Source organism: Bacillus sp. 105MF (assembly GCF_000374885.1).
In the GTDB taxonomy this organism is placed as follows: domain Bacteria; phylum Bacillota; class Bacilli; order Bacillales; family Bacillaceae_G; genus Bacillus_A; species Bacillus_A pseudomycoides.
On record NZ_KB895589.1, the window covers coordinates 1 to 15,241 of the forward strand.

Sequence of the window (15,241 nt, forward strand, 5' to 3'; positions counted from 1 at the left end):
GAACTTACATTACTGCTTTTAAAAGCTCTCCTACTAATGGGATGATTCCACCTAAGAATGATAAAACTGCCATTGCGATTGTCATATTATTTCCTCCTCTTTTTTCGTATTAAGATATGATGATTTTTATAAATAATTGTTAAATAATGAACTTACATAAATGCTTTTAAAAGTTCTTGAACTAATGGAAGTGCTCCACCTACAAATTTTAAAACTGCCATTGCGATTTCCATATTATTTCCTCCTCTTTTTTCGTATTAAGGTATGATAATTTTTATAAATAATTGCGGAATAATGAATTTACATTACTGCTTTTAAAAGTTCTGTTACTAATGGAAGTACTCCACCTAAGAATGTTAAAACTGTCATTGCGATTGTCATATTATTTCCTCCTCTGTTGTTGATGCTAAGATGTGATTTATCTTTATGCTTTTATTATAGTAAGCGCTTACATTTTTATCAATACATTCTTATATGCAATATTGCATATAGGGAGGTAACGAAATATCACATTTTCGCACCTTGTCCTATTTCTTCAACTTTTGGTAAAGAATCTGCGTGTACAAATGAAGCGTTAAATGCTAAAGATCCACAAACGATTATTATTGGTGGTGGTATTACGGCAAGAGGTACTAAGTTATTAGATGAAGTGAAAGAAGAAGTACAGAAATATTTGCATCAAGAAATTTATAATACATGTGAGATTAGTTTAGCGCAAAATCGCAATCATGCGGGAATGATTGGTTCAATTTACCACTTATTACATCCCTATGAATAAATGATACAGATATTTTCATATAATTGAAAATTTATTCTTTTTTTCAATTGACAAATGATGCTACAATATAAGAGGAGAATACAATATTTTCCCATTTGGAAAATACCTTGTAGAAAGGAAGAAACTTCATGCCTATTATTTTAGAAAAAGGACAGAAGATTGATTTAACGAAGGGACAACCAGGAGTAGCAAAATTACAGGTTGGCTTAGGATGGGATCCAATTGGACAATCAGGTGGATTTCTATCTTCGTTATTTGGAAGTAAACCAAACATCGATTGTGATGCATCTGTGATTATGCTAGAAAATGATCGTTTTTTAAATAAAAATGATCTTGTTTATTTTGGAAATAAACTCTCTGCTTGTGGAAGTATTATTCATTCAGGTGATAATTTAACAGGTGAAGGTTCTGGCGATGATGAAACAATTTTCGTGGAATTACATAAAGTTCCGAGTCGTATTAATCGTTTAGTATTTGTTGTAAATATTTATGATTGCGTGAATCGTCGCCAAGATTTTGGCATGATTCAGAACGCATATATTCGTATTCAAAATCCGCAAACACGTGAAGAATTAGCGCGTTATAATTTATCGGAAAATTACGGCGGGAAAACAACGCTAGTTGCAGGTGAAATGTATCGTGATGGAAGTGAATGGAAGTTTTCTGCAGTTGGAGAAGGTACACAAGATAAGAATTTAAGTGAGATTGTATCACGTTATCAGTAATACAATTTAAGGAGGAATAATATATGGCATCGATTTCGTTAAAAAAAGGACAGAAGGTAGATTTAACAAAAACAAATCCAGGTCTTTCTAACGTTCTTGTAGGTCTTGGTTGGGATACAAATCGCTATGATGGACAAAATGATTTTGATTTAGACGTTAGTATTTTTCTAGTAGGTGCAAATGGAAAAGTATCGGGTTCAGAAGACTTTGTGTTTTATAATAATCCAAAGGGTGCAAATGGTTCGGTAGAGCATCTAGGAGATAATCGTACTGGCGAAGGCGAAGGCGATGATGAAACAATTAAAGTAGATTTAAAGAATGTTCCTGCTCATATTGAGCGTATTTGTTTTACAATTACAATTTATGATGGAGAAAGCCGTAGCCAAAACTTCGGACAAGTATCTAATTCTTTCGTACGTATTGTAGATGAAGAAAAAGGTGCAGAGCTAATTCGTTATGATCTTGGTGAGGACTTCTCTATTGAAACAGCAGTAGTAGTCGGTGAGTTATATCGTCATGCTGGGGATTGGAAGTTTAATGCAATCGGAAGTGGATTCCAGGGCGGATTAGGTGCTTTGTGTAGCAACTTTGGTTTAGATGTAGAGTAATAAGAAAAATATATAAATACAAATTGAAAAACCGGCATAAAAGCTTTCTTTTTAGGTGGGAGAGGGCATCCGGTCATGAATAGAAGCGATCAGATTCTCTTCCTGCCTCATGCCAAATGAAAAGAAAGTGCAGGTCACTTTTGTTTTTTCACAGTAGCAACTTAAATGTTGAAACATCAAAATGGATATATATGAGTGAACATGTACTTTACTCATGTATATACTTTTTAGAATCATAGTATAAGAGGTGAATATAAATGGTTATTCAATTACAAAAAGGACAGAAGATTGATTTAGGTAAGACAAGTCCAGGTCTTACAAAAGCAGTTATCGGCCTTGGCTGGGATATTAAATCATATGATGGCGGATCTGATTATGATTTAGACGCATCAGCTTTTTTATTAGATGCGAATGGAAAATGTACGAAAGAAACAGATTTTATTTTCTATAACAACTTACAATCTCCTTGTGAATCAGTTTTACATACAGGTGACAACCGTACAGGTGAAGGCGAAGGCGATGATGAGCAACTTGTTGTGGATTTAACTAAAGTTCCAGCAGATGTTCATAAAATTGCAATTACAGTTACGATTTATGATGCAGAAGGTCGTAATCAAAACTTTGGGCAAGTTGCAAATGCATTTGTTCGTTTAGCAAATGAAGAGACAAATGAAGAAGTTCTTCGTTTTGATTTAGGAGAAGATTTCTCCATTGAAACAGCAGTTGTCTTTTGTGAATTATACCGTCATAATGGACAGTGGAAGTTTAATGCAGTAGGAAGTGGATTCCAAGGCGGATTAGGTGCGCTTGTAAGAGCGTATGGCTTGGATGCATAAGAAGGAAACGAACTTCGTTTCCTTTTTTTGACCTTTCTATAAATCTAGCAAAGAATAGGGGAAAACAGTAAGATGAGCATTTTACAAGGAATCCTTGATACGTATGCCCAATTTTTTGACTTGGACATGTGGATTAAAGTGTTACAAGATCCTGTATCTTGGGGATTAATTGGTACACTTGTTGTACTTGAAGGCTTACTATCTGCCGATAACGCCCTTGTGTTAGCGGTAATGGTAAAACATTTACCAGAAGAAAAACGCAAAAAGGCATTATTTTATGGGTTAATTGGTGCATATGCATTCCGTTTTATTGCAATTGGAATCGGTATGTTCTTAATTAAATTATGGTGGGTAAAAGTATTAGGAGCACTGTACCTTGCATGGCTTTCTATTAAATATTTCATTGATAAACGAAAAGAAAATAGTGAAGAAGAAGAACATGGTCTGAACCAAAACAGTATTCTTTTTAGAATATTTGGTGTATTCTGGGGAACAGTTGTCATGGTTGAATTAATGGATATTGCATTTTCAGTAGATAGCGTTCTTGCAGCGTTTGGTGTATCCAATGAAGTATGGATTCTGCTTCTGGGCGGAATGCTTGGTATTTTAATGATGCGTGGTATTGCAGGTGTATTCTTAAGATTACTAGAACGTATTCCAGAGCTTGAATCAACGGCGTATATTTTAATTTTAATTATTGCAGCGAAGATGTTACTATCTGTTATTCATATTGAAGTGCCACACTGGCTATTCTTTATGATTTTAGTTATCGCATTTGGTGCAACATTTATTTTGCATTATATGCGAAATTCTGGACAAGCCCGAGAAGAGATTGCAGCTACTAAGAAAGAAGATAAATAATTGAAATGGGTTTGCTCGTTATGCGAGCGCCCATTTTTTATAACTTAAAATAGTTTATAATAAAAAGATAAGATATTATTTCTTTAAAAAAGTAAATGTTTCTGGAGGTGAACTGTCGTGTTTTCGCGTTTTACACTTCATCCATATGCATTAAAAGAAGAAGCTGACTTAAAACAATTCGAAATGATTTTAGAAAAACGCCCACAATATGAATTAACAGAGAATGAGATGAAATTTAGCTATATAGCTTGTCGTATTCTTGGTGTCCCAAACGATGTAGATGAATATTTTAATGAACTATTTGATTATAGCGAAGCAAAAGGAATTACTGTACTGCACGAACAGAATTTAAATAAAGTAATCGATTCTGAGAAGCTCCGCCAAATTCAAGAAGTATTTACATTACATCAAGAAGCGCCAAACGGACTTACTGTAAACCGCCTTGTTGCACATTTATCAGGAAAGAAATTGTTACCAAAAGTGGATAATCCAGATTTACAACACTATATACATACAGCATTTATCGCTGTATTGAAATTGTATGAGAAACAGCATAATCAATCTTTAAAAACAGAAGGATTTCGCCGTTTCTTAATTGATATAATTAAATTAAGCGAAAATTACGTAGCAAAATGGTTTTCTGCAATTAATTATAAGAAACAAATGCCGCGTATCGTTTGGTACGGTGATGCGAAAGAGAGTCAGATCTATTTCTTATATTTTCTTATTATGCTCGGATGTGATGTTCTCTATTATCATCCAGAAGGAAAAGATGGTTTTGAAAGCATTGATGATGAAGCTAGGACTTTTGTCGTTTCTTATCCAGGTCGCGTTTCATTAGAGTCATTCCCTGATCGGCGTCGTGAGCGTGTTGCAACGGTAGCTTATCAAGCATCGAAAGAAATTGAACAAGTGCTTCATCATGATAATTCATTATTATACAAACCGTGGCAATTTCGTACGTACACGCCTGTAGCACGTACGCTGAAGACAACATACGATGAACTCTTTATAATTACGAAAGAAAAAGCATTTATACGCCCGACATTCTTTGTGGAAAATAAACATATTTATATTCCGTCTTTATTTGCGAAAGTGTCAGGTGTTTCAAAAAATGATAAAGAATATTTTCAGCGATTGAAAGCTGTCACATCGTTTGATAACAGCTTATTAATTAATACATTCCCATTTACAAAAGAACAAAAAGCGAATTTTCAATTTCATTATCGTGATGCGTTAGACCGTGCTGGAAATCTGCATCCCGATCAAATTATGAATAGTCATTGGTGGCCGCATAAGCGTTTACCTGAAGGGCTGCAACATGGGATTGCAGAAGCTATTATTCATACGTGTGAAAGTGAACTTTGTAAACCAGTTGAAAAAGAGACAAAACAAGAAGTAGCACTGTATGTTTTTGCACAGCTTTCCCAAATTCCACCTCATATTTTAGAGTTACTTGAGAAATTTGATTATTCGCAAGAAGTACCGAAAATTGTTATATTTAATAATGAAAAGAGTGGGGAATTAACTCGTTCTGATGCTGTCTTGTTGTTGTTTTTAAATCAAATTGGAATTGATGTACTACATTTTAATCCAAGCGGTCGAAATGATATTGAGCAGTATATTGAAGCGGGAGCGTTTGATTCGCATTGGCTCGAAGAAGTGAATTTCGATCTTGAATTTCATGGTTCATCAGCCTACAAGAACTTATCTCAAACAATTAAAGGACTATTTCGTCCATTTTTATAAGGAAAGGGAGAATCATACATGAATAATCCAGTCGTACTAGATTCAAAAACAGAATTGAATGAGCAAATTGCACAAGATGTTCGTTTACAGCTTAGACAAGATGCTGAAGTTCAACGTATTTATAATGCTGTTGATATTAAAGATCAACTGGAATTAATTGAACTTGGTAAAGAACCTTCTATGGAGATTTCACGTTTTGCAGATCAAATTTTACATACCATGTCTTTATCCAAGATAGAGGATTCCGGTGAACTTTTAAAACAGCTTGGTAAAATTATGGACAGATTTGATAGTAAAGATTTCGCGGAAGAGAAAAGTGGCTTTTTCTCTCGTATGTTTAAAAAAGCGGATAAAATGATTGAACAAATCTTTAGTAAGTATCAAACGATGGGCCGTGAAATGGACAAAGTGTACGTGGAAATTACGAAATACCAAGATGAAATGAAAAAATCAATTGGTACGTTAGATGGCTTATATGAACAAAACTTAAAATATTATTTAGACTTAGAGAAATATGTAGTAGCAGGAGAAATGTTATTAGAGCGTCTAAATACAGAACTAGTTCCAATGTATGAAGAACGCGTTCGTAACAATGATCAATTGGCAGGTATTGAATTAGAATCTTTAAGAAACTCTGTCGAAATTTTAGAGCAACGCATTGATGATTTAGAGAAGGCTCGTATGGTTGCGTTATTAACAGCACCACAAATTCGCATGATTCAGCGTGGTAATAACAAATTAATCGGTAAAATTAATACAGCGTTTATTACAACAATTCCTATTTTTAAAAATGGAATTATTCAGGCTGTGAATGCAAAACGTCAAAAGCTTGTTGCGGATTCTATGGCTGAGCTTGACCGTCGTACCAATGAACTACTTAAGAAAAATGCACAAAACATTGCAACGCAAAGTGTAGAGGTAGCAAGAATTTCTGGTTCTTCTAGTATTAAAATGGAAACACTTGAAGAAACATGGAATATTATTTCAAGAGGTATGCAAGAAACACAGCAAATTGAAGAACAAAACAAACGTGAACGTGAAGAAAGCCGCAAGCGTATGGCGGAACTTACAGAGAATATAAAAAAAGAATTACAAGGGTAATGTAAAAAGGCAATGAGGAGCTCCCTCATTGCCTTTTAATTTTTCTTAAACACTTTTATCATTTCGTTTATAACAAGTGGAATAATACTTAGTAATATAACAAATCCCCAATCTTTTAAAGTTAAAGCATGTACGCCAAATATATTAGCAATCGGTGGAATGGAGATAATGCATACTTGCATAAGTACACCAATAAGTAGGGAGAAAACTAAGTATTTATTTGTGAATACTCCGATTGAAAAGATTGATTTTGTACTTGATCGTAAATTGAATGAATGAACAAGCTGTGAAAAACTGAGTACGACAAACGCCATCGTTTGGGCATGTAATAAAGCATCATCATCAATTTGAGATGGGAAAAGAGGGAAGATATTTGTATCTCCTGTATATAATTTTGCCCCAACAATAAAGGCGATTAACGTGATGAACCCAATTATAATCCCGTTTAAAATAAGAAAAGGAACGCTACCATGAAACAAGCTTTCTTTTGCATCACGCGGCTTTTCTTTCATCACATCCGGATCTTCTGGGTCAACACCTAGTGATAGAGCTGGGAGTGTATCTGTAATTAAATTCACCCACAAAATGTGAATCGGACGAAGTGGGGTAGCCCAGCCGAGTAAAATAGCTAAGAAGAGTGCAATAATCTCTCCAAAGTTGCAAGAGAGTAAGAAAAGAATCGATTTTTTAATGTTGCGATAAATATTTCTTCCTTCCTCAACAGCTTTTACAATAGATGAGAAGTTATCATCTGTTAAAACCATGTCAGCCGCACCTTTAGCAACATCTGTTCCTGTAATCCCCATTGCGACTCCGATATCAGCTTGTTTTAAAGATGGTGCATCATTGACACCATCTCCAGTCATAGAAACAATATTTCCTTTTGCGCGTAGTGCTTTCACAATTTTAACTTTATGTTCAGGAGAAACGCGTGCAAAGACGTTTAAATGATTAATTTCATTTGTTAGTTTTTCGTCTGAAATACGATCTAATTCCGTTCCAATCATGACTTCGGATTCTTTTTCAGCAATACCAAGTTCTTTTGCAATAGCAAAAGCGGTATCTTTATGATCTCCTGTAATCATAACAGTACGAATTCCCGCGTTTTTACATTCTGCAATAGATGCTTTTACTTCTGTTCGCGGTGGATCAATCATGCCGACAAGTCCGATGAATATAAGATTTTCTTCCATGTGATTGGTGTTAACGTTTTTTGTATCATACTGTTTGAAAGCAAATGATAGTACTCGTAAAGCTTTTTGAGACATCATTTGAGCAGCTTCTAATATTTGTTCTTCAATTGCTTCGGTTAAGGCCTCTGTCTTACCATTTATAAAGATATGTTTACAACGAGGTAAGAGTTTATCAATTGCTCCTTTTGTCATGCTGTAATAGTTTTCATTGTACTCATGCAATGTTGTCATCATTTTACGTTCGGAGTCAAATGGTAATTCGTTCACGCGTCTATGTTGATCTTCTAAAGTGTCTTTTTGAAGATGAAAGATGCTACCAGCAACAAGAAGAGCAATTTCTGTTGGATCGCCAGTTTGTGATTCAGCCTTATAAGATGCATCGTTGCATAAAATCATATTTTCTAATAATAAGCGCTGAGCATCATTGTTTATATTTAAATTTTTTAGTTTATCGTATGTACGGTCACTATAGAAATGAGTAACTGTCATTTTATTTTGTGTTAATGTTCCTGTTTTATCTGAACAAATAATTGTAACAGAACCGAGTGCTTCTACGGCTGGAAGCTTGCGAATAATCACGTTTTGTTTAATCATACGTTGCACACCAATTGCAAGAACAATGGAAACAATAGCTGGTAATCCCTCTGGAATTGCTGCAACCGCTAAGCTAATGGCAGTCATAAACATTTCTAATGTGTCTCGGCCTTGGAAATATCCGATGAAGAACATGGTGATACAGATTGCAACTGCTACAAAACCTAAATATTTCCCGACTTGAGCTAAGCTTTTTTGAAGTGGTGTTGCATCATCATCCGCTTCATGCAAGAGAGTAGCGATTTTTCCAATTTGAGACTTCATTCCTGTTTCAACAGCAACACCAACACCTCGGCCGTATGTAACAAGGGTCGACATAAAGGCCATATTTTTTTGATCACCGAGTGGTATTTGTTCTTCATTTTGAAGAGAAGGATGGTAAAGTGAATCTTTATCCACAGGAACAGATTCGCCTGTTAAAGCAGATTCCTCAATTTTTAAATTGGCGGTTTCAATAAGCCGTAAGTCACACGGAATATAACGTCCAGCATCAAGCATAACGATATCTCCTGGAACAACATCTTCGGACGGAATTTCTTTTAGTTCACCATCCCGTTTTACAATTGCTTTTGGCGTTGCCATCTTTTTTAATGCTTCTAAAGCTTGTTCTGCTTTCGATTCTTGAATGACACCAATTACAGCATTTAAGACAACAACGAGAGCAATAATGCTCGCATCGGCCCACTCACCAACAAAGGCAGAAATAAGAGCGGCAATTAAAAGAACATAGACGAGAACATCATTAATTTGAGAAAAAATACGTTGCCATAAAGTCCGTTTTTGTTTTGTAGTGAGTTCGTTTCGTCCATATTTTTTTAATCGAATTTGCACCATTTCGTCTGTTAGACCATGTTGTTCATTTGTTTCAAGTGCAAGTATTGCTTGACCTTTCGTTTTACTGTACCAATTGCTCATAGATAAACACCTCCGGTAAAAGCAGTTAGCAATGGTAATAAGATAAATATTAAAAAAAGAGTTTGGTGAAAGGGAAGGTCTATGGTGAAGTTCTCCTTTTATTGTACAGTATTTGGAAAATAGATGTAGAAAAGTGGAAGGGTGTCATTAATTTGTCGGAAATAAAAAAGTCCCTTTGTATAAGGGACTTTTCATTATTTTTTAATTAGCGTACCTAATTCTTCAGTAATAGCCTGCATTTCACTAATGCTGAATGTTTCACGTTTCATTACATGGTCGTAAATATCTCGTAAATCTTCGTACATTTCTTGGTTAAAGCTTTCAGCTCTCATTGCTCCTGCGTTTACCATGCGTAACTTTTCTTTAATAGCTTCTACCATATATTCAACATTTTCTTGCGATTTTACGGATAAATCCACCGAAGTGTCCCCCTTTGAAATAACATAAAGATATCTTAACATTTTTTATCATTTTCGTTAATGAAACTTTTCAACCCTATTAAATTAGTAGGGATTTCCTTTATAATTAATAATTGGTTGTTTATACTATATGTATATATAAGAAATGCACCAAGAAGGGAAGAAACAAATATGATTCAAGTATTGTTTGTTTGTCTTGGGAACATTTGTCGTTCACCGATGGCAGAAGCGATTTTTCGTGATATTGTCGTGCAAGAAGGATTAGAAGATAAAATTCAAATTGATTCTGCTGGAACAGGCGATTGGCATATTGGTCATCCACCTCATGAAGGAACACAAAAAGTTTTAAAAGAAAATGAAGTCTCTTTTGAAGGAATTAAAGCACGTCAAGTAGAAAAAGAAGACTTAACAAAGTTTGATTATATTATTGCCATGGACAACAAGAATATAGCGGATTTAGAAAGTTTAGGTAAAGCTGGAGGCTATATTGGTAGACTGTCTGATTTTGTTCCAGACGGTGGCTGGACGGATGTTCCTGACCCTTATTTTACAGGGAACTTTCAAGAAGTATATGACCTTGTAACAGAAGGGTGTGCAAAATTGTTAGCATTCATTCGAAATGAGCAAGGAATATGAGAAAGCTTAGAAAGAAATACTTTCTAACATAAGAAATGAAAGGGTGAAGGAATATGGCAAAGAAGAATAATATAGCTCGAAACATTGCAATTGGGGTAGCAGCAGGTGTAGCTGTTTCTATGCTTAAGAAAGAAAATCGTGAAAAAGTGAAAAATACAGCAGAAAAAGCAAAATCAAAAATGATTGAAATTGGCGAGAATGCAAAGATAAAAGAAAAAGTGCAAACTGTTACAGATAAAGGACGCGAACTTGCAGATTTTAATGTAGTAAAGGCGAAGGTAGCGGAAATAAAGAAGCTAACGCCAGCTGTTGTTGGCACGTTAAAGGAAACAAAAGAAATCTTTAGTAAGAAAAAGATTGAACGAGAGGAAAAGCCAGAAACAATTGAAATTCAAGCTGTGTCTCCAAAAGTAGAAGAATTAAAAGTAGCAGAAGAACCGGTAGTAGCTGAAGATGGTGGAATGAAAGAAGCGCGTGAATTATTTATGAAGGACTCTAATGCAGAAGAAAAAAAAACAGAAGCATACATTGAGTTAAAGCAAGATAAAGAAGAGAAGAAAAGCGTTTAGAGAAATATGAAAAAAATTCTAGAGAAAGCAAGGGGAAATCGTGTCTATTCGTTTGGGAAAGATCTATATGACCGAACGATGCGAGATGACGTAGCGGGCCTAGCAGCACAGCTCGCTTATTTCTTCTTGCTTGCTATTTTTCCTGGACTTGTTTTTTTAATTACGCTTCTTGGATTTATTCCAATTCAAACAGAGGATGTGCTCAGTTTATTAGAGGCTTATGTGCCAGAAGATGCAATGAACTTAATTGAAGTGAACGTAGATAAAGTTGTAAATGAACAAAATGGTGGTTTATTATCGTTTGGTTTATTATCAACGTTATGGTTTGCATCAAATGGTGTAAATGCAGTTATGAATGCATTTAACCGAGCCTATGATGTAAAGGAAACGCGCTCTTTTATCGCGACGAGAGCTTTGTCTATTGTGCTTACACTAGCAATGATTTTTATGATTGTCTTCGCGTTAATTGTTCCTGTATTTGGACAAGTAATTGGTGCAGCTGTTTTTAAAGCGCTTGGTTTATCAGAAAGCTTTTCTTTCGTATGGAGTATTATACGGCTAGTAGCCAGTTTCTTAGTGTTATTTGCCTTATTTAGCTTTTTATACACATTTGCACCTGATCGAAAGTTAAAGAGAAGAGAAGTTATATCAGGGGCATTATTTGCAACGGTTGGGTGGATTGTGGTATCGTACTCATTTGCCTATTACGTGGATAAATTTGCAAATTATGCAAATACATACGGAGGTCTTGGTGGTATTATCATTTTAATGTTATGGTTCTATTTAACGGCTTGGGTCATTTTACTTGGCGGAGAAATTAATGGATTACTACATTTTTATCGAACAAGTGACAATAATTCCCGTGATGAAAAATAATTTTCTGTTCCATAATAAAGAGGAACAGGGGGGATTCAAAATGAGTAATAATAAAAAAAATCATAATAACAAAAACCAAGGTAAAAAAAATAGTAGCTCACATCCAAAACATAAAACGAGTAGCAGTGCTAATGGACATAATAGCTATCATTAAAAAAACGGGTTCCCTCTGGGGACCCGTTTAGTTATTTCCTTTTAATAAACGTAAGCCGTTTAAAATTACAAGGATTGTACTTCCTTCGTGACCAATAACGCCAAATGGAAGAGCTAAAAATTGTAGGAAATTAGAGCAAATGAGCATTGCGATTACTGCTAATGAAAAAATAACATTTTGTTTTACAATGCGGTTCATTCGTTTTGATAAACGAATGGCCTGTGCAAGGCGAGAGAGTTCATTTTTCATTAGAACGACATCTGCTGTTTCTAAGGCAACATCTGTCCCTTCGCCCATAGCAACGCCAATACTTGCTGTAGCGAGTGCAGGAGCATCGTTAATACCGTCGCCAACCATTGCCACTGTACCGTATTTTTCTTTTAGTTGCTTCACCGTTTCTACTTTTGTTTCTGGTAAGCATGATGCGTAGTATTCTTTTATGTTGCTTTCAGTCGCAATTGCTTTAGCCGTCTGTTCGTTATCACCAGTGATCATGATAGCTTCAACACCAATGCTTTGTAAATCACGAATAGCAGCAATTGTTTCCTGGCGAAGTGTATCTTTTAAAGCAATAAGCCCAAGAATTCCTTTTTCATTACTAATATAGACAACAGTTTTTCCTTCTTGTTCGAGTGTCGTAGCGATACCATTATGAAAAGTTTTTGTTTCTTCGCCAATAAAATCGGCCTTTCCAATCTTATAAGCTGTATTTTCTAAAATTCCTTTTAAGCCAAATCCAGTGACATCTTCTACACTTTCGGGTTTCGTTAATGTAATGTCATATGCATGTTTTGCGTACTTGATGATAGCTTCTGCGAGTGGGTGTGTGGAATGACTTTCGATAGAAGCTGTAATATACAACACATCTTTTTCTGTTATTTCATCACGTACGTAAACATCTGTTACAGTCGGTTTTCCTTGAGTTAATGTTCCTGTTTTATCAAAGGCAATTGCCTTCACTGAGGCAAGGCGTTCTAAATGAATACCACCTTTAAATAAAATACCGCTTCGTGCGCCGTTAGAAATAGCAGATAATGTCGCTGGTGTAATCGATGCGACAAGCGCACATGGAGAAGCAACAACGAGTAAAATCATGGCACGATAAAATGTTTCGTTCCAGCTCCAATCTAGTAGGAAATGAGGAACAAACATCATTAGAGCAACGATGATAAGTACACCTTTTACATATGTTCCTTCAAATTTTTCGATAAAAAGTTGCGATGGTGATTTTTCACTTTGCGCGTTTTGAACGAGACGGATAATTTTTTGAAACAATGTTTGGTCGCTTCTTTTTGTAATTTTAACTTCAATAGCCCCGCGTAGGTTCACGGTTCCAGCGAATACTTCATCACCAAATTTTTTCTCATTTGGGATAGGCTCCCCAGTGATAGCAGCTTCATCGATATTTGTTTCACCGCTATGAATTGTACCATCTGCAGGTACGCGTTCACCTGGCTTAATTAAAATGATGTCATCAATTTCTAACTGATCTACTGGAATACGTTCTTCTGTTCCATGTGAAATGAGCAAGGCTTCTTCAGGTTGTAAATCTAGCAGTGCTGAAATTTCTTTTTGGCTTTTACTTAATGTATAAGCTTCCATTGCACCGCTTAGTGCAAAGATAAATATTAAGATGGCACCTTCTGCCCAGTATCCGATAATAGCGGCACCAATGGCAGCGAAGAGCATTAACATTTCTACATTCAATTCTTTTTCTTCTATTGTATCTTCGATGCCTTCTTTCGCTTTCGCATATCCTCCAATTATATAAGCGAGGATATAAAAAACTATCCCAGCAGTTGTTGCTTCGTTTTTTGTGAATAACCAACCGGATAAAATGAAAACACCAGATAGGATTGCAAAGATAAGTTCATAATGCTTTTGGAATGATTGAATCCAGGATGGGTTAGACATATTCTTTTTTGATGGTAATGCTTTTACTTCTGAGTTCATTATTACTCGCTCCTTCCAAATTCTTATTGAGAAAAAGAATCAAAATCGAAATCCCCATAAAACGACGAAAGCTGCCATCCATACGGATAGCAGCATTTCTATTGAAAAATTTTATCAGTTATTATCTTGTAATTATTCTATATTATATCATATGTTTTTACTTGAGAATATGTTTTTGTTTATATATCAAATTGAAAAACTTGTTTTTTTGCGTTTCCTTTGGTATATATGAATATTGTTCGTAAAAAGGTCGGAAAGGAAGACGATAAGTGAAGACAGAGAAATTTTTTACCCATCCAATTGGTGTGTTTGCTGCAGCGCTAGCAGCGACATTTCTATGGGGAAGCGCATTTCCTTTTATTAAATTAAGTTATGCTGAACTCGGAATTCAGCCACATGAAGTTGGCGAGCAAATATTATTTGCTGGTTATCGCTTTTTCTTATCTGGTGTGATGCTCTTATTCTTTTTTAAAGCAATAGGAAAAGATATGCATTTCAAAAAAGAAACAGGGAAGCAATTAGTGCAAATTGGTTTATTTCAAACATTTCTACAATATGTATGCTTTTATATTGGTATGAGTTACAGTTCTGGAATTGAAGGTGCTATTATTTCTGGTACATCATCTTTTTTTCAAATTTTAATTGCGCATTTTTTGTATAAAGATGATGCATTAAATATTCGAAAAGTAATTGGCGTGTCTATCGGTTTTTGTGGTGTGATTCTTGTGAATGTTCCAAGTGATGGAAGTATGGCGTTTCATTTTGGAATTGGTGAATTATTGCTTCTTGGGGCCGCGGTGATGTATTCATATGGAAATATATTGGCAAAAGAAGGAAGCAAAACATTAGATGTTGGGTACATGACAGCCTATCAGATGATTTTTGGATCTATCGGATTATTATGTATTGGTATTTTTCAAGTTGGATTTATGCCTTTTGTATTCAATATGAAAGCACTATCTATGTTACTTTATTTATCCTTCTTATCAGCGGCGGGGTTCTGTATATGGAATACAGTTATGAAGTATAACAAGGTCGGAAAAGTATCGATGTATATGTTCTTTATACCAGTATTTGGAGTCTTATTATCCAGCATGATTTTAGGGGAAGCAATTCATTCATTTGTTTTATTTGGATTAGCATGTGTAGCAGCGGGTATTATCGTAGTAAATCGGACACCAAATATGCAAAAAACGGAGCAAGAGAAACAAGCGGCATAAAAAGAGTAGGATTAATTTCTTTTAGTTTTAGAAAAAAGGATAGGAGTGTTCCTC

Annotated in this window: 13 protein-coding genes and 1 pseudogene; 11 read left to right on the forward strand and 3 right to left on the reverse strand. The window is 35.2% G+C overall.

Translation table 11 applies throughout. The annotated features are described in order from the left end of the window. Positions 1-586: 586 nt before the first annotated feature. The 7 genes and pseudogenes from C564_RS37755 to C564_RS0124675 form a co-directional block, all read left to right on the forward strand. Positions 587-778 (forward strand): annotated as a pseudogene (locus C564_RS37755) (ROK family protein); the annotation flags it as partial. Positions 779-906: 128 nt separating this feature from the next. Then, entirely contained in the window at positions 907-1,503 is a 597-nt protein-coding gene (locus C564_RS0124650; protein WP_003194791.1) for a TerD family protein, read from the forward strand. A 23-nt stretch (positions 1,504-1,526) separates the two neighbouring features. Further along, entirely contained in the window at positions 1,527-2,111 is a 585-nt protein-coding gene (locus C564_RS0124655; protein WP_003194793.1) for a TerD family protein, read from the forward strand. Between the two features lie 257 nt (positions 2,112-2,368). Next, a complete protein-coding gene (locus C564_RS0124660) occupies positions 2,369-2,947 on the forward strand; it encodes a TerD family protein (protein WP_003194796.1) in 579 nt (192 codons plus the stop codon). Between the two features lie 72 nt (positions 2,948-3,019). Further along, positions 3,020-3,808, forward strand: coding sequence for a TerC family protein (locus C564_RS0124665; protein ID WP_016112938.1), 789 nt, complete (start codon positions 3,020-3,022; stop codon positions 3,806-3,808). 117 nt (positions 3,809-3,925) lie between these two features. Then, positions 3,926-5,557 (forward strand): YceG family protein, encoded by a 1,632-nt coding sequence (locus C564_RS0124670; RefSeq protein ID WP_018767219.1) that lies wholly within the window; start codon positions 3,926-3,928, stop codon positions 5,555-5,557. An 18-nt stretch (positions 5,558-5,575) separates the two neighbouring features. Then, the gene (locus C564_RS0124675; protein ID WP_003194801.1) at positions 5,576-6,658 is read left to right on the forward strand and encodes a toxic anion resistance protein; all 1,083 of its coding nucleotides are present in this window, start codon (positions 5,576-5,578) and stop codon (positions 6,656-6,658) included. Positions 6,659-6,693: 35 nt separating this feature from the next. Here the strand turns inward: C564_RS0124675 and C564_RS0124680 are convergent, their stop codons facing one another. Together C564_RS0124680 and C564_RS0124685 are read right to left on the reverse strand one after the other, a co-directional pair. Next, a complete protein-coding gene (locus C564_RS0124680; protein ID WP_003194803.1) occupies positions 6,694-9,360 on the reverse strand; it encodes a cation-translocating P-type ATPase in 2,667 nt (888 codons plus the stop codon). Between the two features lie 194 nt (positions 9,361-9,554). Next, positions 9,555-9,779, reverse strand: coding sequence for a DUF1128 domain-containing protein (locus C564_RS0124685; RefSeq protein WP_003194805.1), 225 nt, complete (start codon positions 9,777-9,779; stop codon positions 9,555-9,557). Positions 9,780-9,950: 171 nt separating this feature from the next. On the opposite strand from C564_RS0124685, the gene C564_RS0124690 reads away from it, so the two are divergent. From C564_RS0124690 to C564_RS0124700, 3 genes are read left to right on the forward strand one after another with little or no spacing between them, the layout of a single operon-like run. Beyond that, positions 9,951-10,415, forward strand: a complete 465-nt coding sequence (locus tag C564_RS0124690) for a low molecular weight protein-tyrosine-phosphatase (RefSeq protein WP_018767220.1) — start codon at positions 9,951-9,953, stop codon at positions 10,413-10,415. 53 nt (positions 10,416-10,468) lie between these two features. Then, complete coding sequence (locus C564_RS0124695) at positions 10,469-10,984, forward strand: DUF4075 domain-containing protein (protein ID WP_018767221.1); 516 nt, start codon at positions 10,469-10,471, stop codon at positions 10,982-10,984. Positions 10,985-10,990: 6 nt separating this feature from the next. Continuing rightward, complete coding sequence (locus C564_RS0124700; protein WP_006093367.1) at positions 10,991-11,860, forward strand: YihY/virulence factor BrkB family protein; 870 nt, start codon at positions 10,991-10,993, stop codon at positions 11,858-11,860. A 181-nt stretch (positions 11,861-12,041) separates the two neighbouring features. On the opposite strand, the gene C564_RS0124710 is transcribed toward C564_RS0124700, so the two are convergent. After that, on the reverse strand, positions 12,042-13,967 hold the full coding sequence (locus tag C564_RS0124710; RefSeq protein ID WP_018767223.1) for a heavy metal translocating P-type ATPase: 1,926 nt from the start codon (positions 13,965-13,967) through the stop codon (positions 12,042-12,044). Positions 13,968-14,236: 269 nt separating this feature from the next. Here C564_RS0124710 and C564_RS0124715 point away from each other — a divergent pair, with 269 nt between their 5' ends. Beyond that, positions 14,237-15,187, forward strand: coding sequence for a DMT family transporter (locus C564_RS0124715; RefSeq protein ID WP_018767224.1), 951 nt, complete (start codon positions 14,237-14,239; stop codon positions 15,185-15,187). Positions 15,188-15,241 lie beyond the last annotated feature (54 nt).